The sequence below is a fragment of the Opitutaceae bacterium TAV5 genome (genome assembly GCA_000242935.3).
Taxonomy (GTDB): domain Bacteria; phylum Verrucomicrobiota; class Verrucomicrobiia; order Opitutales; family Opitutaceae; genus Geminisphaera.
In genome coordinates this window covers 5,816,258-5,835,686 of the sequence record CP007053.1, presented here as the reverse complement: position 1 = coordinate 5,835,686, position 19,429 = coordinate 5,816,258, and the positions used below count along the sequence as shown (strand labels likewise).

Annotated in this window: 14 protein-coding genes; 2 read left to right on the top strand and 12 right to left on the bottom strand. The window is 63.8% G+C overall.

Features of this window, described 5'->3' with window-relative positions; all coding sequences use genetic code 11:
* Positions 1–33 precede the first annotated feature (33 nt).
* From OPIT5_24665 to OPIT5_24635, 7 genes are all read right to left on the bottom strand, one after another.
* A complete protein-coding gene (locus OPIT5_24665; GenBank protein AHF92909.1) occupies positions 34–897 on the bottom strand; it encodes an anchor protein in 864 nt (287 codons plus the stop codon).
* A 225-nt stretch (positions 898–1,122) separates the two neighbouring features.
* On the bottom strand, positions 1,123–2,448 hold the full coding sequence (locus tag OPIT5_24660; protein ID AHF92908.1) for an acetyl xylan esterase: 1,326 nt from the start codon (positions 2,446–2,448) through the stop codon (positions 1,123–1,125).
* A 49-nt stretch (positions 2,449–2,497) separates the two neighbouring features.
* Positions 2,498–4,087, bottom strand: a complete 1,590-nt coding sequence (locus tag OPIT5_24655; GenBank protein AHF92907.1) for an N-acyl-D-glucosamine 2-epimerase — start codon at positions 4,085–4,087, stop codon at positions 2,498–2,500.
* 20 nt (positions 4,088–4,107) lie between these two features.
* Positions 4,108–5,379, bottom strand: coding sequence for a hypothetical protein (locus OPIT5_24650; GenBank protein AHF92906.1), 1,272 nt, complete (start codon positions 5,377–5,379; stop codon positions 4,108–4,110).
* A gap of 185 nt (positions 5,380–5,564) precedes the next feature.
* Positions 5,565–6,671: an acetyl xylan esterase gene (locus tag OPIT5_24645; GenBank protein ID AHF92905.1), complete on the bottom strand. Its 1,107-nt coding sequence runs from the start codon at positions 6,669–6,671 to the stop codon at positions 5,565–5,567.
* Between the two features lie 37 nt (positions 6,672–6,708).
* Positions 6,709–7,866 carry a GntR family transcriptional regulator gene (locus OPIT5_24640; protein ID AHF92904.1) on the bottom strand — a complete coding sequence of 386 codons (1,158 nt, stop codon included), beginning with the start codon at positions 7,864–7,866 and terminating at the stop codon, positions 6,709–6,711.
* Between the two features lie 67 nt (positions 7,867–7,933).
* Positions 7,934–8,875, bottom strand: coding sequence for an AraC family transcriptional regulator (locus OPIT5_24635; GenBank protein AHF92903.1), 942 nt, complete (start codon positions 8,873–8,875; stop codon positions 7,934–7,936).
* 34 nt (positions 8,876–8,909) lie between these two features.
* Here OPIT5_24635 and OPIT5_24630 point away from each other — a divergent pair, with 34 nt between their 5' ends.
* On the top strand, positions 8,910–10,208 hold the full coding sequence (locus tag OPIT5_24630) for an oxidoreductase (protein AHF92902.1): 1,299 nt from the start codon (positions 8,910–8,912) through the stop codon (positions 10,206–10,208).
* Here OPIT5_24630 and OPIT5_24625 read toward each other — a convergent pair.
* Entirely contained in the window at positions 10,165–10,767 is a 603-nt protein-coding gene (locus OPIT5_24625) for a membrane protein (protein ID AHF92901.1), read from the bottom strand. The genes OPIT5_24630 and OPIT5_24625 overlap by 44 nt on opposite strands.
* 142 nt (positions 10,768–10,909) lie before the next feature.
* Between OPIT5_24625 and OPIT5_24620 the strand changes: the two genes are divergently transcribed.
* Positions 10,910–12,193: an N-acylglucosamine 2-epimerase gene (locus OPIT5_24620; protein ID AHF92900.1), complete on the top strand. Its 1,284-nt coding sequence runs from the start codon at positions 10,910–10,912 to the stop codon at positions 12,191–12,193.
* Here the strand turns inward: OPIT5_24620 and OPIT5_24615 are convergent.
* The 4 genes from OPIT5_24615 to OPIT5_24600 form a co-directional block, all read right to left on the bottom strand.
* On the bottom strand, positions 12,175–13,641 hold the full coding sequence (locus tag OPIT5_24615; GenBank protein AHF92899.1) for an MFS transporter: 1,467 nt from the start codon (positions 13,639–13,641) through the stop codon (positions 12,175–12,177). The two genes, OPIT5_24620 and OPIT5_24615, sit on opposite strands and share 19 nt — an antisense overlap.
* Positions 13,642–13,797: 156 nt before the next feature.
* Positions 13,798–14,739 (bottom strand): esterase, encoded by a 942-nt coding sequence (locus OPIT5_24610; protein ID AHF92898.1) that lies wholly within the window; start codon positions 14,737–14,739, stop codon positions 13,798–13,800.
* A complete protein-coding gene (locus OPIT5_24605; GenBank protein ID AHF92897.1) occupies positions 14,736–18,527 on the bottom strand; it encodes a heparinase in 3,792 nt (1,263 codons plus the stop codon). Before OPIT5_24605 ends, OPIT5_24610 begins: the two co-directional genes overlap by 4 nt.
* Before the next feature lie 114 nt (positions 18,528–18,641).
* A complete protein-coding gene (locus OPIT5_24600) occupies positions 18,642–19,418 on the bottom strand; it encodes an N-terminal cleavage protein (GenBank protein ID AHF92896.1) in 777 nt (258 codons plus the stop codon).
* Positions 19,419–19,429: the final 11 nt, after the last annotated feature.

Here is a 19,429-nt window from a genome sequence, read left to right as displayed (position 1 = left end):
GAGAGATCCCTTACCATCGAGGGATCGCCATGATCAGATTTGCGGGCGGAAACGCCGGATCACCACGACCCCCAAACCGATTCCCAGAAGCATAAGTGCGGCCGTGGCAGCGGGCTCGGGGATCGCCGAGGAAACGGTGATATTGTCGAAATCGGCGCTGCGGAACTGGCTGGCGCTGCTGCCCGGCCGGGAAACATCCATCTCCACGTTGACGATCGAAACGGGCTTGAACTCGCCGAGGCCGGCATTGGTCGCAGTCCAGACGACAGACGGAGCCTGGCCGGAGGAAATCTCGTACACCACAAAACTTACTTCTCCGGTGGAGGGGGTCAGCGTCGCGGTAAAGCGATACCATGCCGTATCGCTGACGGAAACCGTCAGCGGATCGGATTTGATCCGGTTGGCCGAACTTCCCGCGTCGGCGAAAAACAACAGGTCCGAGTTTTCGTACAGGATACCCATGTTGATGGCTCCGATCCCGTCGGCAGCATCCCGTGTCTGCACATTCAGGTAGACAATCGAGTTGTTGGTCGTCCCCGGCGTGCGATACCGGATGTCTGCCGAAATGACGTTGTTGAGCGTATCCGACACCGTCCACGGACTCGCCGTGCTGACAGCAGTAGACAACACGCGCGCGTTGAACGAGTTTGCGTTTCCATACGCGGTGATGGTGGCGTACTTGTTGTCCTCGGCCTCATGAACCACTGCGCTGTTACCGGTCGGCTGGTTGGTTGTGGTGTAGTGCCTCCACCCGTTTCCGATGATGGAAGCTCCATTGGCAAACGATTCGAACGTCTCCGATATCTGCCCGTACAGCGAGCCGGCTGCGGCGAAGCCGAGGCCGGCGCAGAAGAAAAAGGCCCGGAAGGGCGCGATGCTGAGGATATTATTTTTCATGATCTTGTTAGCGGGTTTTGCAGGAACAAACGAGCGACTGGAAATTTGCCGGGCATGAAAGGGGATGGGGAAATATGATGTTGTATCTACAAATTATCATCTTGGCATTGTCAACTGATTTTCACGAAAGCAAGATACATGCCAATATCCTGTATGTACATTTTTGCCCACACCCTGCTTGCGCGGGCAAACAGATTGCGATGAAGGCACTTGGGGAATAATGCCTTATTTGCTCATATAAAATAGTTTACCCTGATCCTGAATATGGCGGCGAATCGCCTGTCGCATGCGTTTCATCGCCTCGGGCGTGTTGGTGTGGCCGGCCGCAAGGTCGTCGAAAATCCGCCCGGTGCCGCGCAGGGCATTGAAAGCAGCATAAACCGACGTCGGAGGACAGGTCGTGTCGATAAACCCGACGGTGAAGAACCCCGGTCTCCGGATGCGGGAAGCGAAATTGACCATGTCGTAGTAACGGGCGGCTTCCAGCGCCCGCGCATGCGGTTTTCCCGCCGCGTCGGCCGGAACCATTTTCGGCCAGCCCGCCGCACGCCCGGCCAGCAGGGCCGAATGGTCGCACATCGCCGGCACCCCCGCCACGAAGAATGTCACCCGTGGATCGAGCGCCGCTCCCGCGATGGCCTGAGCCCCTCCCTGACTGCTGCCCTGGATGACCAGCGTGCGCCCGTCCCATTCCGGCTGCGCCGCCAGCACATCGAGCGCCCGCAGGACGCGCAGGAACATGCCCCGGAAATAGATCGTGTCGCGCGCGGTGCGCCCGCGGATACGGTAGTCCTTCAGTTCCCCCTCCCGAAGGCTGTCGTACCAGGCCTGCGGTTGTCCGTTCGGCAGGCCATGCGCGTTGATATCCAGCGCCAGCACACCCTGCCGGGCCCAGTTCGCAGCGGCCTCGATCCGGGCACTGCCCACCCCTGCGCCATGCACCGTGAGAATCGCCGGCAGGCTCTTCGGTTTCGCATCTGCGGGGCGGACCAGATAACCGGATACAGGAACGCCGTCCACGCAATCGACCTGCGCATCAAAAAACGCCAGCGATGCGTCCTGGCCGGACACCGGCGTGAGGCGAACATTGGCCGGGACTTTCGCCAACGCCGCCTTTTGTGCCGCCCAGAATGCGTCGAAATCATCCGGCGGCGGCAGGCTCGGCCGGATCTTGCGCGGCGAAATCCCCGCACCGGCAAGGGCAACAAGCGGCTTGCCCCCGTTCTCCGTCGCACCGGCGTATTCCGCCCGGCATTGCAGGAATCCCGGCTCCGGCAATGATCCCGTCACCCGTGCCTCGCCTTTTTCAAGGACCGCCCGGCCGCTCGTGACGGGCGGCATTCCGTCCTTGCTGATTTTCCAGTCTACCTCCGCTCCCTCGACTGGCTGGCCGCCATGCGTCAGCGTGATGACAAACATCACCGTTTCATTCTCGGCATAGAGGGCATCGGCGCGCTCCGTCTTTATCGTAAGAATGAAATCCGGAGCGGCTGCGACGAGCCGCACAAAACCGGTCAACAGCATGACCGTCACCAGGAAACCGAAACGCATAGGGGAGGATGTTATTTTCATAGGTAAGAAAGGAGTCGCCGCATTGCCTTCAGCCGTTGCTCTCCAGCCAGGGCAGGCAGCCGAGCAGGCTCAGGCCGGTGTGATAACAGGGATCAGCATCCGGCGTCGCCGGGATTGCCGCCGAGATGCGTCCTTGCTCATCCAGGCACGGCACCGCCATGAAACCGCGTTCCGGACGCAGGTAGTGTGTAACGAACGCATCATGACACTTCCTGAAAATGTCCTCGAGCGCCGTACCCTCGACGCTGTCTCCGGCCGTCATCGCGCCCAAGGCGGATGCCCGCATGGTTTCGGGCAGCGACCACCAGGGCATGTCCCTGTTGATCGGCCGTCTCGCGGCGAGATCGTACGACTTCACGATGCCGATGCCGGCATCGGAAAAACCGTTGGCAAAGTTCTGCCGCAGCACGGAACGCAGGCACGCCTCGAGTCCTGCATCCTTGATGCCGGTTTCGCGCAGATGCGCAAACGCAAGGCCGGCAAATTCCGTCGCGTGGCCGGGGTCAGACCACACGCGGCCTTCCGGCGTCGCCCACGGCGCGTCGTCCGTATCGGTGAACTCCCAAAAATCGCCGTCCAGAAAGTGGCGCGGGCGTCCCGCTTCTGACGTGGCACGGGCTTCCAGCCCGTGATTCTGGCGTGGCACGGGCATCCTTGCCCGTGAGTGTTGCCTCTCCGCAGAGACCGGAAACAATCCGGCGGCGTTTTGCTGCTGGTCCGTCCACGGCCAGGATGGCCGTGCCACTTCGGATGCGGGCGGGACGCCCGCGCCACTTTCAGTCGCCGCCGCTGTCTGCACATGTCTCTCCAGAATCCACCGGACAAACTCCAGTCCCAGTTCCCGGTAACGCGCCTCTCCGGTACACCGCCAGAACACGGTGGCGGCACCAATTCCGATCATGCGTCCGGCATGCGAAAAACGACCCGGCACTTCCCGCACCGGATTTTTCGGATCGAGCGCCACCTGCCCGAAACGGAATCTTCCCCGGCGCAAGTCGGCGATCACCTCGGCAAACAGTGCCTCCGCCTCCCTTGCAGCCATGGCGTCCCCCGCAAAAGTCGCCGCGGCCATCAGACCTTTTGCATAAAACAGATCGCTCAGCGAACACGCAGCACCGCTCCCGCTGCTGTTTCCCTCCCCTGCCCTGCCGGCTTCGCCCGCTTCGGCCGGCACGACCGTACCTGCATCCGTCACGGTCAGCGCCTCTCCCGCCGTCGTCATCATGAACGGCAGGCGTCCACCGTTGCGCCTCCGGGCAATCTCCATGCTGCGTATCACCCGCGGTATGACCGACGAAATACATTCCAGCAATCGCCGCTTTCGCCCGTCCCCGATCTTCCGCTCCCGCATCAGCCATCGGCCATGCTCCGCCAGCGCTTCGAGGCCCCGGCCCTGAATCCAGGTGTAGACGGTTGCCGGGCCCCGCAACGCATCGCCGGCCTCGAAATCGAGGCCGGTGGCGACATCCGTTTTGGTGTCCAGAAACGGATACGTCTCCCGCTGGCGGTCCAGCAGGGTTTCAAGCGCGCCTGCCGCCATTCGCACGATTCCGTCCCGCCATATTCCGGCGGAAGCGGAAATCGCCGCGCCATCCGGAATGATCGGTGCTGTGCGCATGGCCCGCAGGACGCCGCCGGTTACCTCACATCGGGAAAATAGACCGGCCCCGTGGCTCCGGCCAGGCGGAGCAGCGACAGGATGGCGTAGCCTCCTGCGCGAATGTTGCAGATTTTCGGGTCGAGCGTGTAGTCGTTCGTGTAGCCACGGAACGCCCCGTCCGCCGGCTCCCCCGGACGGTTTACCTGCAAGTCCAGCACATACTCCGCCGCTCGCGCGATGGCCTCCTCCATCGGCAATTCCGACCCTGTTGCGCGGGCCGCCAGCATTTCCAGCAGCACGCTACCGCCCGCCGCAGGCACCGAAAATCCCGTTTCCCCGCCCGGCCCGAATCCGCCGTCTTCCCGCTGTATCCGGATCATGTGGCGCAGGAACCGCTCCGCCGCCTCCAGGTAACCGCGCTCGCCCGTCAGCCGCCAGGCCTCGGCATTTGCCAGCGCGCCGAAATCGTCGTTGTATTCGTGCATCCGTATCCATCCCACGGGCACGAATTGCGAGTTTTCTCCGTAAGTCGCCTCCGCGTCGCCCACGGGCGTCTTCCGGGCGACGTCCACGATCACATGAACCCGCCCTTCCGGAGTCAGCATCAGCCGGTTGTAAAGATCAAGAATCCGGCGCATCGTCGCGAGATACCTGTCGTCACCCGTAACCGAATACATCCGGGCGAAGAAAAACGCGCTGCCGCTGTGAAACGAGCCATACCAGCGCGGCGCGGCGTCGAACGTCCCGAAGCTCACCGTCCAGCGCGGATAACCGCCGTCCATGCCATGCGCGATCATCCAGTCGGCGTAGGCCTTTGCCCGGAAACGCGCCTCGTCGTCACTCGCAATTTCCGCCCAGTCGAGCAGCGCCCAGGCCGCGGTCAGCGCATCACGCGGATGGAACACCGGCGTCTGCGGGGTTTCCTCATGAAACGTTCCGGAAAGCCGCGGTTTCGCCGGACAAAATTCCTGCAACGAACACAGATAGCCCACCCCGCGCCTCGCCGCCTCCAGGTAGTGCGCATCCCCGAATGTCCGGTAGCCGGTCAACAGCGCCTCCACGGCGACGCCGGTCGTCCAGTTGGTTGTCCGGCAAAGGACGGCGTTTTTTGCGCAATCGTAAATGAAGGCAAAACGTCCGTGCTCGGCGCTGCCCTCGTCGGTTTCCTGGTGCCTGACCAGAAAATCGAGCCCGCGTCGGGCTGCCTCGAGAGCCCGTTCACGGACATCCACGCCCGGACCCGTCACCAGATCCACACTCGCTGTTTCTTCCACCAGGATGCTGTAACTCATAAATTGAAGGTAATTCACCAGAACCGGTGAATGACTCGGTACTGTTTTTGTAGTTACAATTTAAAACCTATGAATGTCAAGTGGTCCCTGCAAAGAAACGGGATGACACTGCAAACCTGCCCCTGCCCATCCTGCGAGAGCGGTACCGGCCATCGCCCGTCAACCGGGACCCGGTAAAGGGAAGCCCGTCGCCCGCCCGCGCCTCACGCCCGCCAGCGCCGTGCGGGCAGGCCAAAGATTTCGCCCAGCCACGCATAAGCCACCTCCAGCGCCGCAACCGGGGGCGCATGGCCGGAAGAATGATCTATACAACCAATCCTCTCCCCGGCCCCGGACAGCGCATACACGGGCCTCGCCGCCTCCAGGTATTGCCAGCTCTCGCGGTTGTCGGTCTCGCCCGCCACGAGGAAAAACGGCCTCGGCGCCAGCAGGGCCAGCACTTCGTGCAGCGCCGGTCCGTGGTCGTCCGCCGGCACGCGGTCGCCGAGATACCAGGGTTCGTGCCAGTTGGTCGATCGCCACGGCAGACCGAAGTCCGATCCGATGACCGCGCCGATGCGCTCGTCGAGCGCTCCGGTGAAGAACGCCATTTTCCCTCCCAGCGAGTGCCCCGTCGCCAGCACGCGGGCGGAATCGATGCCCGGTTGCGCGAGCAGCAAATCCACGGCTCGCGACGTGTCGTGCACCAGTCGCCCGAGCCCCGTCCACGCCGGCTGGTCCCGGCGCAATCGCGCCGCCGCCGCGCGCCACCACGCAAACGGATCGGCCTCCAGCTCCGCCGCCGGCGGCGCCTCCACCGTGTTGAAGGGAAAAGCCTCGACGCACGCCACCGTCAGCCCCAGACGCACCAGATGCAGCCCCAGCGGAACCACCTCGCGCAGGTCCGCATCGCGCTCCAGCCGGCCTCCGCGTCGCGCCCCGCCGACGACAAATCCGGCTGACCGCTCGGCGTGATAAAACGGCACCACCGCGCAAGGATTCGGACCCGCGCCGCCGCCCGCCGGAAATCGCGGGTGCAGCACGATGACGATCTGCGCCATGCCCGGCCCGGTCGGCTGGCGATACACTTCCAGGCGAAATTCCGGTTCCTCCTGCTCCGAAATCCGCTCCGCGGCCGGATCGTAATCTCCTCGCGAATACGACGGCGCGCCCAGCCGCGCCAGCCACTCGCGCCGCAGGGCCGGACGCAACGCCCGCTCCCACGTCTCTGCCGCAGTCGTTCGTGTTTCCGTCGGGATTACCGGACGCAATCCGTGATCCCGCCCGGTATTTTCATACGCAGGACGGCTGAACTGTGAAATGATCGACATGAAAATCGGATGTTTCCCCCGCCCTCTGCCCTTCCCCTCACAGCGGCTGGCAGGAATCGCGCAGGATCAGCTCCGGCTTGATCGCCAGTTGCACGTTTTCGCCCGCGCCGCCCGCAATCCGGTCGAGCAACACTTTCAACGCCGCCCGCGCCGCCTTGTCGGCGCGCTGGCTCACCACCGTGAGCGGCGGCGCGTGAAACTGCGCGTGCTGGGAATCGTCGAATGCCACGACCGACAGATCTTCCGGCACGCGCAGCCCCAGCCGGTGAATCGCCACCAGGCACGGCGCCAGCAACAGGATGCCGCCCACCATCAGCGCCGTCGGTCGCTCCCCCGGCGGGCGTTCCAGCAATTGTGTGACCACCGTCATCACCGAATCCATCGACAGCGTCGACTCCACCAGCATCGTGCGATCCACCGGCACGCCCATCCGGTCGAAGGCCGCGCGGTAGCCGTTGAGGCGGTGCGCCGCATCGTAGCGCGGCTCGTAATTTTCCCCCAGCGCCGTGAGCAGGCTGATCTTCCGGTGCCCGTACCGCAACAGGAACTCCGTTGCCCGGACCGCGCCTTCGTCCTGGTCGATATAAACCTGCGGGATGTCGGCCCCCTCCACCTTGCGGAAACACCCGACGACAGGCACGCGACGGGAGACGAGCATGCGCGTCAACTCCATGTCCGCATCGCTCACCGGCAGCACCAGCAGTCCGTCGCACTCCGCCTGGATCTGCACCGGCGATGCGTTCAGAAACCTCTCCAGATGCTCGAAGCCGAATTCGAAGGCCAGTTGCGCCCGCGGGGCGATCTCGCGCCGCGCCCGGTTGAGCCCCTCGATCAGCTCCGCGCCCACGCCCACCGCCACCGCGTCGGTGCCGAAACCCAGCACCACCGTGATGCGTTGCCGCTTCCGTCCATGCCCTCCCTCGCCTTCCTTGCGCTCGGCGACAAAACTTCCCGCCCCCTGCACCCGATAGATCAGCGCCTCGCGCTCCAGCGTCGCCAGCGCCTGCCGGATGGGGCCCCGACTCGAATTGAAACGTTCGCACAACTCGCCCTCCGACGCGAGCCGCGCCCCCGGAGCGATGCCCGCTTCAAGAATCTCCTTCCGCAACACCGAGGCGACCAGCTCATGCTTGGCCGAGTTCCGGGACTTTTCATTTTTCCCCGATGCCTGTCCGGAGGTGTCGTTTTTTTTCATATGCCGGCCAACTGAATCCATTTTTTAATGTAGCTACAAGTGGAGAGTTTGTCGGGCGGGCCGACACTCACCGGCCGAATTTTTTCGGCGGCCGTCCCCAGAACTTGCGAAAGGCCCGGCTGAAAGAGAACGGCGTATCCCATCCGCAGGCCTCCGCCGTCCCGGCGACGGTCAGCCCGCCCCGGGTCAGCAACATCGCCGCATGCTGCAAACGCAGGGTGCGCTGGAACCGCCCCAGCCCCATGCCTGCCGCCTTTCTGAACAGCGACCTCAGATGACTTTCCGAGACGCCCGCTTTCCCGGCGATCTCTTCCGTGGTCAGATGACGGTCGAAATTCGCGCTGACGATGGCATGCACCCGCATCAGGAGCTGCTCCGCCCCGGCCGAGCGCCGGAGGGATTCCGCCCGCACCTTTTTGCCCCCGCTCGCCAGCAGGGAAAGCAGCAGGGCCAGCCGCCATGACAGCACGTCCCCGGCATCGTCCCCCCTCACTGCGGACCTTTCGCCGCGTGCTGCCAGAAAAACATCCGCCAGAGCCAGCAGCTCCCGCTCAAATCCTTCGGGGACCTTGCGCACCGCCCCTTCGGTCAAGGCCTTCGGCAAACGGTCGATGTCAAAAGTCACGAACATCCACAAAAACCCTTCGGCGGGCAACCGGGAGTAATGGTGAAACTGATACGGAAGGACCAGCACACAGCGCCCCGGCCGCACGACGTGCGCCCGGCCGTTGACGATCACCCGTCCCTCGCCCCGCAAGCTGGTGATCAGGATGTGGCGGTGATGGATGTCGCGCACCCTGGCGCGCGAGCCGATTCCCGACATCGTCCGCCGGTGGCCGGCATCACGTTGAAACAGAAGGATATTGTCCGGCAGGTCCGCCCGCGTTCGCCGCACGCCGTCGAAATAGCTTTCGGGCGCCGGCAGGCGTCGGCAGGCATCGGCCAGGCGGGAGGAGTCATTCGCGGAAGAGAGCATCGGTTTCGGTATGTTTTTCACCAGAACAGCCATTTTGGTCCAACAATCGCCAGTCTATACTCACGAAATGAACCATTCTTCACACTCACCGGACACAATCCGCCCCCCGGCCACACCGGTCCGGGTGGGGATCATCGGCTGCGGATCCCGGATGCGGGCAGTGGCAGGCAACCTGCTCAAGGCGGACGCGGCCTCCGCCGGCCTCATTACCGTCACGGCCCTCGCCGATCCCTCCCCCGCCATGATGGAGCGGATGCGGCGCGAACTCCGCCTGGATACGGAATTGTATCCGGATTCGGATACGCTCCTGCAAAAAGCCGGGGTGGACTGGGTGATGATCGGTTCGTGGAACAACGTCCATGCCGACCAGGCCGTGGCCGCGCTCCGGGCGGGCAAGCGGGTGTTTTGCGAAAAACCGCTCGCCACCACGCTGACCGACTGCCTGCGCATGCGGCACGCGTTGCGCGACGCGGAAGCTGGCGACCCGGTCAAGGGACGGCGTTTCTTTTTCGGCCTGGTGCTCCGCTACACGAGCCTTTACCGGCGCGTCAGGGAACTGCTGGACGCCGGCACGATCGGACGCCTCATTTCCTTCGAATTCAACGAAACGCTCGGCTTCAACCACGGCGGCTACATTCACGGAAACTGGCGGCGTCACCGCGACCGCGCCGGCACCCACCTGCTCGAAAAATGCTGTCACGATTTCGACATCGTGAACTGGCTCACCGGCAGTCTTCCGGTACGGGCCGCGAGCTTTGGCGGACGCGATTTCTTCCGCCCCGGGAACCGCCATTTCGCCGAGCGTCTCGGCTCCGACAAGGACGGCAAACCCGCCTACCGCACCGTGGAAAACGCCGCGCCGGAAGACCCGTTTTCCGAGGGCGCCTCGATTGTGGACAACCAGGTTGTCATCCTCGAGTACGCGTCCGGAGCGCGTGCCACCTTTCACACCAACTGCAACGCCGCCCTGACCGAGCGCCGTCTTTACCTGCTCGGCGCCGAAGGCTCCCTGCGCGCCGACGCTTGTACCGGCCTGATCGAATACAAAAAAATCGGCTTCGATACGAAACCCGTGATCATCGACCTCAACCGGGAGACCGGCCTCGGGCACTACGGTGGCGACGACCACATGGCGCGGCAGCTTGCCCTTGCCATGACCGAAGGCGCGCCGCCTCTGGCGACTCTCGACGACGGACTGCGCGCCGCGGTGAGCTGTTTCGGGGTCGATGAAGCCCAGGATACCGGACGCGTTTTCGACTACACGCCGCTGTGGGCGGACGCCGGAATCACGACGGGGCCTGAAAGCGCGTCCTTTCCTGCCATTACCTCCCTGCCGTCATCGGGAAATAGCCCTGTATTCCGGTGAAAATGATCTGGGCCGCCAGCGCGCAGACAAACAGCCCGGTCAGACGGCCCAGGATTTGCAGCCCCTGCGGCCCGAGCAGGCGGCTGATCCGGTCCGAGAGAAACAACATCAGTCCGATCGTTGCCCCGGCCAGCGCGATGCCGGCCAGCGACACCATCCGCACCTCGAACGTCTGGTTCACCCCCATCACCAGCAACGCGCCGATCGTCCCCGGCCCGACGATCAACGGAATGGTCAGCGGCACGATAACGATCCCGCGCACCCCCTCCCTGTCCTCCACCGACAGTTTCCCCTGCGCCATGCCCAGCGCCGAAAGGAACAACACGCTCCCGGCCCCGATCCGGAACGCGTCCGCCGTGATCCCGAAAAGCGTGAAGATGATCCGCCCGAACAGGAACAGCACCACGCTGGAAACCAGCACCGCCAGTGCCACCTGCCAGGCCATGCGCCGGCGTTCCGCCAGCCCGCGGTCCCGCGTCAGCGCCAGAAAACACGACAACCCGAAAAAGGGGGTGTAGAGGACCATCATTTTCAGGTAGATACTGAGGAGAGCGTTCATAGGCAGGTCGGGACAGAGACCCCGCCCGCGTTTTCCGAATTCGGGATTGAGTCCTTGCCGCGATTCATCAGGTAGATCCTGTTGATAAATTTGTCACTACAAATTCACCATGCCTGCTGCCATATCTGCCGCCCTTCTTCCCGTGCCTTTCTCCCGTGAACGCCTGGAGCACCTCCGCAACGTCTATCGCGACGGACTCCTCGCCGACACGCTGCCATTCTGGTTTCCCCGGGCTGTCGATGCCGAATACGGCGGCTATTTTACCTGCCTCGACCAGGACGGCTCCCTGCTCCAGACCGACAAATCCGTCTGGTTCCAGGGGCGCATGGCCTGGACGCTCGCCACCGCTTTTCTCGAAACCGCTCCTTTCCTCCGCCGCTCCGAATGGCTCGCCTGGGCCCGCAGCGGCGTGGAGTTCATCGAACGTCACTGCTTTGATGCCGATGGCCGCATGTTCTACTCCGTCACCCGCGAAGGCCGTCCGCTTCGCAAACGCCGCTACCAGTTCTCCGAATGTTTCGCCATCATTGCCCTCGCGGCTTTCGGACGCGCCGCCGGTGAGCCGCAAAAAATCGGGGACGCCTCCGCCCTTCTCGAACAGGTTCTGCACCGCCACCGCACACCCGGCGCGCTCCCCCCGAAAACCGATCCCGCCACGCGTCCGATGAAAGGTCTCGCCATGCCCATGATCCTGCTCGTCACCGCGCAGGAGCTGCGCAAGCACAGCCGGGCTGCCAACACCGGCGTCTCTTCCCGGATCACCGCGCAGTGTGAGCGACTCATCGACGAGTGCATCCGGGAAATCACCACCGACTTCGTCAAACCGGAACTCCGCTGCGTCCTCGAAACCGTCTCCCCTGACGGCGGCTTTATCGACAACCTCGACGGCCGCTGCGTCAACCCCGGCCATTCCATCGAGGCCGGCTGGTTTATCCTCGAGGAAGCGCGGCAGCGTCGGCGGACTGGCGAAGAGGCCGGCGATCTCGTCCGCCTCGGCGCGCAGATCATCGACTGGTCGCTCGAACTCGGCTGGGACCGGGAACACGGCGGTATCTTCTATTTTCGCGACGCCCGCGGCCTCCCCTGCACGGAATACTGGCACGACATGAAATTCTGGTGGCCGCACAACGAAGCCGTCATCGCCACGCTCCTCGCCGCCGAACTGACCGGCGAACCCCGCTTCGCCGACTGGCATGCAAAAGTCCATGACTGGACGTATTCGCACTTTCCCGACAGCAAACATGGCGAATGGTTCGGCTACCTCCATCGTGACGGCTCCCTCTCCACCCGGGTCAAGGGAACGATGTACAAAGGCTGCTTCCACCTCCCCCGCATGCAGCTCCTCGCCTGGCAGTCCGTCGAGCGCATGCTCGCCGGCGACGATTCCATCGACGCCGGCCGCCCGGCTCACTCCGGGGGCGTGTAGCCCTTCGGTCCGCCGAGCTTCATGAACTTGCCGTAAACATACACCGCCGCGCCGAGCGCCACCAACGTCAGGCACCCGCCGATGGCGAAGGTGTAGCGATAGATGTTGCCCGACACGTCGATCACCACGCCGACCGCCGGGCCCAGCGCCATCGTGAAAAGCGAAAGGCACACGCCCGCCGCCGAAGCGAACTGGGCAAATCGCGAATGCGGGTACAGCCGCTGCCCGAGCGAGGCCGCGCTCGTCACGTAAGCGCCCGACACCGTGCCGTGCAGCACAAACCCCACCGCGAACGCCTCCGCGGTGTTCGCAAACAGCGCTCCCCACACCGAGATCGCCGCATAGCCGACCAGCGCCGCCATCGTCACCCGGATCGGGTGAAACACGTCGGACAGCCAGCCGATGAAATACGACAGGAAAAGTGAAATGCAGAACGTCAGTGCCAGGCATTTCCCGTAAGCCGCCATGCTCATGTCGAGGCTGCGCGCATAGGGAATCGCAAACGTGTTGACCGGACCGAACGAAAGCGCCGCCGTCGTCAGCATCACAAAAACGGATACGTAGTACGGATTGGTGAAACATTCCCTAAAATACTGCCGCACACCCGCGAACCTGCTCGCCAGCGCACCCTTGACTCCGTTCTTTCCATCCGCCCTCACCCCGGAGGCCACCGGCGGGTAGTCGCCTTCCTTTACCTTGAAACACACCCACAGGAAAGCCGCTCCGTAGAAGATGCCGATGATGGCAAGGATCAGGGTAAAGTGGGTGGGAATATGCCCCATGATCCAGTAATTGAAAATGATACCGTCGATCAGGCTCACGGCGCGGAAAAGCCCGAAGAACCGCCCGAGCATCGCTTTCGGCACCACGTCGTTGATCAGCCCGTTGAACACCGCCTGCCCCGTGATCGAGGCAAACTCGAACGCCGCCCAGAACACGCCAAAGCAGATCACCGCCACCGCCATCTCGCTCGCGTCCGGGAAAAAACCATGAGCCTGCCGGGCGAGAAATGATGTGAACGCGATCCCGAGCATGCCGAAGGCGGCGATCGGCGTTGTGACGAGCAGGAACGGAATCCGCCGTCCCCACCGTCCGCGATGCCGGTCGGACTTCACGCTGATCACCGGCACCAGAATCAGCCCGATCAGCGCCGGAAACGAACTGATGATGAGCCCGAACAGCAGATTGGGCACACCGAGCTGCTTCAGGTACCACGCCGACATCGGCCCCACCGAGCGATCGCGCATCGACCACGCAAAGTCGCCGAACAACAGCCAGCAAAACAACGCCGCCAGCCCCGCCGACGTGTAGGTCAGCGTGCCGATCTTCCAGGTTTTCGCCGACGACGGGCCAGCCTCCTTCGCCGGCTCCGGCATTGACGGCGCGGAGGAGGCTGCGGTGACAGATTGGCCGGCAGGCATGTCAGTGGCAGGCGCAGGAGGAATCATGAGTGAATTCGGAAACGGTGCATCCTGCAGCTTGTCGGAGCGGCGGCGTCCTCGCCGCCGGACGCGCGCCAGCGCGCCCGATCCTGCGGGACTATCCCGTCCGGCGGCGGGACGCCGCCGCTCCAACCCCCCTGACTTGTACCGGGATTCTTCATTCTATTTTTCACCGAGGTGTTTTTGCAGAAACCCGACCACCAGCGGCGTGAGGTCCTTTTCCAGCGGCTGCTTTCCCCAATGTGTGAGGTCGAAGGTATGGCCGGCTTTTTCCAGCATCACGAGTTCGTACGTCGCCCCGGCCGCTTTCAGCGCGTCGGCCAGTTCGAGCGCCTGCGGGTAGTCCACCGTCGCGTCCTGTTTGCCGTGCAGGATGAGGGTTGGCGGCACATCGCGGCGCACATGGGAAACCGGCGAAGCGTAGCGCCAGGTGTCGCTGCCGGCGGCACGCGTCTTGCCGGTGAATCTGGTCGAGCTGCCGCCTGCCAGTTGCCCTGTGGGATTGCCCTGCTTGTCCACTCTCTGGCGTGTAAGGAGATTGGTGATACCGTAAAACTCGACCACGGCGCCGACTTCGTTGCTCACGCCGGGATACGGCGAGGAGGGCTCGAGCGCCGGATCGTTGGCCGTGTAGGCGACCATCAGCGCGAGGTGCGCGCCGGCAGAGCCGCCCGCCACGGCGATGCGGGCGGGATCGATGCCATATTTGTCGGCATGGGCACGGAGGAAACGGACGGCGTTCTTGCAATCCTGCACCGCGACCGGCCAGCCCGGCAGCTCCTCCATGGCGAGCCGGTAATCGACGGAAACGACCACAAAGCCGGCCTGCGCGAGACCGCGGCTTACAGACACCTCGCGACGGTCGCGTTTGCCCCCCCCTGACCAGCCGCCGCCGTGAATCCAGACGACGCCCGCGCGCCGGGCTCCGCCCGGCGACGGAGCGGGCAGGTAGATATCCAGTGTCTCCTGCCGGTCTGCATCGAGATAGGGCACATCGTGCTGCTCCCCGATCCCGGCCGCGCGAACGGACAGGACGAGGCCCAAGGTTGCCAGAGCGAAGATGCCGGAACGGAGTTTTTGGGTGAGCGGACAAATCATGGTCATGGTTGTTGCGAGGGTTGGATTTTTCCGAACCGGATGTCGTCGAGCCAGAGTTCCGCTTCGGGGCCGGCGGGAAAGACAATGGTGAGGGTGGTGTAACCCGGCACGAGGGCGATCGACGCGGTCTGCGTGCTCCAGGCATCCGGCGAAGGGTTGATGTTCACCTTGCCGGAGCGTCCGCGCGCGCCCTCAACGAGGATGTACGCGCCGCGCACGGCGCCACGCGTGCGAAAGCGCAGGTGGTACTCGCCACCGCCGAGCAAACGCATCGGCTGGCTGACCAGCGAGCGCGCATCCTTGTCCCGGTAAAAACGGAGGCACGATTTGCCTTCCGCCGGGTCTTGCTGGCTCCATTCACCCCAGCCGGGCGTGTCCTTTCGACTGGTCGTGGGAAACGTCCAGCCGCGCGGCGGGTAGCCGGGACTGCCTTCCTCGAAATTTCCGTTGCGAAGCAGGTTGTCGATCTGCCCGCGCGGGTGCGCCTGCACGAGCGCGGCGGTGAAGCGCGGCGCGGTGTCCTGCGGCGTCGCGTGGACGAAGATCCAGGTGCCCTCGCGCAACGTGCCCGTCGCCGGTCCCGGCCCGCGCGCGGTTTTTGCCGGTTCCCAGCGGTCCTGCATCAAAAACTCCACGGGCGACGCCGACGCGGCAGTCGCGCCGGAATCCGGGCTTGCGCTGGCGTCCAGCGTATAGAGGCCGGGGTCGCGCACGGAGGTTTCGGCAAGATAAACCACGCCACCGTTTTCCGCCCAGGCAGGTTGCAAGGCGATGTCATGCGAGCCGCCGGAATCTTTCACCTCCAGTGTTGCGGGGGAGAGCGGGCGGGTGATGTCCACCACAGGGTCGATCCACAGCACTGTCGGTGAAGCCGCAGCGGCGGCAGACTGACCCGGCAGGGAGAAAACGGCCACACCTTTTGTCGCGTCCCAGGTGAAGGAGAGCGGGCGGGCCTGCTCCGGTTTTTCGGACGGGGCGATGAGGATGCGCGAGGGGCGGGCCGGCAACGCCAGGCGCGCCGAAACAGGAGCGCCGGAAGACGGCAGGCCGTCCACGCGCACCAGCGCAGCCGCGCCGGGCGAAGAAAAGCTGGTGCTGACGTTCAGTGGCGCGGTGCTTTCCCACAAAAGGCGTTCGGCGGACGCAAGGCGCGTCCCGCGCACCAGCATCCAGTCATCCGGCAACACGGCGGCGGCCTGCGCCCGCGCCGAAACGCCACCGCCGGTGATCGCGGACGCATCGGCGGGCACGCCGGAGGCCTGCTGCCGCCGGAAAAGCACTACGGAGCGGCTGGCGTCCCCGCTGATGGAATCGAACGCGAGCCCGGAAGACTTCGGGGCGCGCTGGAGCGCCTCCGGCGGCGGAGACGCCGCCCCTCCGTCTGGAACTGCACCCAGCACGGCGCCCACGGTGGAGGGCGTATTGATCGTCACGTCCGCCTGCCACGCCGCGCCGCTCGTGTTGCCCGTGTCGTCCTCGTCGGGTTCGCGCCAGCTCTGGAGCAGGGCCAGGAACGCCGTATCGCGGACGGCGGTGGCGTTCGTCACTTCGGTGTGCCACGGCTGCGGAAACGCCTCCGTGAAACGCGACCACATCTTCCCCTGCGTTTTCAGCGGGTAAGGCCGCTTGTTGCCGGTTTCGTAGCCGATGGCCTCCGGCAGCAGATGTTCGACACCGAGGCGCATCGCCTGCTGCCGCACCACCATGCGGCGCGTGTCGGGAGAGATATCGGGCTGCTCGAACGTGTTGAGCAACCATGTGAATTTCGACGGCTCGCCCGCCTTGAGCTCGTCGTAAACGATCCACGTGCCGGGCCGGACAAACAGCAGGGCGCGCCTGAATGTTTCGAGCGGTTTCTCGTAAGCCTGCGATGCGTCGCCGACGAAAAAGGTGAACCGCCCGCCGTGGAAAAATTCCGTGATCCTGCCTTTTGCGCCAATGTTGAGCGGCTGGCCCTTGCCGTTCACGAGCATCGAATTGTGGGCGACCGTGGACTTGCTCCACTGCTGGTGATAGACATCGCCCGAGTAAGTGTAGTAGCCCGTATCCGGTGCGAGGATCTCGCCGCCGGCGTGAATGACGAAGGCGTTCTGGTCGGCGTGCGAGTGGCTGTGCGCGCCCCACGGGCTGCTCCGGAAAAAGACGCGGGCGCCCTGGTGGTCGTAAAAACGGTCGTAGGCGGTAACGGTGCCGGTGAGCGGGAACACCCGCGCCTGGGGAATATCCACCGGCGGACGCGCCGCCGGAGCCTGGCCGGAGATGTAGTAGAACGGGATGTTTTCCGGATCGGTCAGGACGGTATCGGCGTACCATTTGACGTAAGGATCATGGGTCATCGCAGCGAGAAAACCGGAGATGTACGCATCGCGCGGATTCGCCCACGGCCAGATCAGGCTGTAGTTGTCGCCCCAGTGATTGAACCAGTAGTTGAGGTTCATCGCGTAGAGCCAGTACGGGCCGGCATTGCGCAACGCGGGCTGCCGGAAAAGGTCGATGCCGCAAGCCGTGCGGATGGCCGCCAGTCCTTCGAGGATCATGGCGAACTTGTGCCCGTAGGTTTGCCCTTCGAAATAACCGCCGTCTTCGCTCGTCCACGCGATGCGGTTGACGTATTGGGGAACGATATACGCCACCCATTTGTCGATCGCCGGCGAATCTTTCGCGGTGGCGAGGACGGTGGTGAGCAACGCGTGCATGCACTGCTGCACGTGCGACGACTGATAGTTCAGGTGAACGAGCGATTTGTCCCGAATCCATATGCCGGCCGACTCGACGTGATATTCGACGTGGGCGATCATCGCGGCGCGTTCGGCGGGCGTCAGCCGGTCGTAAAGCCGGTCGTAGGCGAGGGCGGCGGCCTTGAGGCCATACTCGTAGGCGTAAACGACCGTATCGTGGCCGGCGCGTGTCTGCGGATCGAGGTGCCAGTCGATGCGGAACTGTGCGACGTGATCGAGCCATTTGCGGGCGGCTTCGGCGTAGCGTTCATCGCCGGAAATGAGCCACGCGAGTGAAAGCACATCGGCCTTGTTCGCGGAGTTGGCGAGGTCCACGTAGGAAAACGCCGGCGTCCACCAGGCGGCGCCTTTGGCATCGAGCCAGAAAACCTGACGACGGATCGGGTCGCCTTTTTTCCACGACTGGCTGATCGAGACGGAGGAGTGTTTGATTTCGGCTTCGGCAAGCGGGATGCGCGTGCGCGGCAGGACGGGGGATTTGCCGGCGAGGAGGGCGTCGGCCTTTTCGCGGATGCTTTCCCAGGCATCGTGCGAAGCTCCTTCCCGACGGGAGCGGAAGGCGGCGAGCGTGGCCGGAGTCACAAAGACGCGAGGGTGCGCCGGCATCTGCGCCAGCAGATCGGCAGGAGCCGGCAGCGGCAATGCCTCCGCATCGGGCGGCACGATAAAAGAACGCACCGGGCCGGGTCTGGAGAGACGCCCGTCGGCCGTTTTGACGAAATAGCGCCAGAACCATTGTCCGGGAGCGAGCGGCGACGAATAGTTATAGAACGAATACGGAATATTCTCCACACGGATGAGCCGGCTGTCCTCCGGAAACGAGCGGTCCGGAGAAAACTCCACCCCATACGAAGCCGCCCGCTTGTCCACACGCCAGACCATCGAGGGAGGATTGACGCTGACGCGTTCCCCCTCGACCGGGACCTCCGGAGGGTGCTTTTCGGGCTGGGGGGAGGTGTCCACGTCGAAACCGGCAGCCGCAAGGGACAACACGGCGCAACCGGGAATCAGGAAGCGCGGCCAGCGTCGCAGCTTGTGGAGAGGGGGGAATGGCATTTGAAAAGGAAGTTTTGCAAGAGAGGGGCAACCGGTGCGCGCTCACACTCGGCCGGAGCAGGGCGCGAGCGCGCCCGTTGTTGTCTTAACACCTGCACATAGGGGATGCCTGGGTTAAAAAGTGACAAGTTTGACGTCTTCGTCGTAGCCGCTGACAAACCCGGTGTCTTTCAACGAGACGGCATCCAGTGCCTTGACATGGCCATCATAAAAAACCGTGTTGGCGCGGCTCCCGTGGCGCATATGGACGGAGGGAGCACTGCTGCTTGCGGTATGCGATGTGATGTTCATCCGCTGCCTGTCCAGGCTGGGTGTAATGCTGTCCATGAGGATCGGATACCGGGAAGGCGAGTCGAGCGTGGCCAGATTGATCTGGTGGCTCGTCCATGTGCTTCCGCCCTCGCTTACGCTTGTTCGCTTCGACGAACTCGTGGAGACGAAATAACCGCCATAGCAATCCCACTGCCAGTTCGAATTCTCCGGGTCATGCCGGAAGGGGAAATACGATGGACAATAGAGGATATCCAGCGATGGATTACGCGGCATGGTCGAATAATTGACGGCCGTCGACACCACGTAGTTGGCAACAAATCCGGTCCATATGTTGCCGATTCCTCCACTGCCGCCCGCCTTGTAATTGATCACTCCCCTGTTCTCCGAGGCATGCAGCAGAAGGGCCGCGCCGCACTGGCGAAGATTGGAAAGACACTGGGCGCTTCTGGCCTTTTTCCTGACAGTGCCGACCACCGGGATCAGAATACCGGCGAGTATGCCGATGATCACGATTACGGTAAGCAATTCCACCAAGGTGAATCCCTCGCGGCCATGGCCGCCATATGTCGACCGGAATGCCGGTCTCTTGCCAACCAGGCGACAAACTCGCAGTCGCATCCAATTTTCTC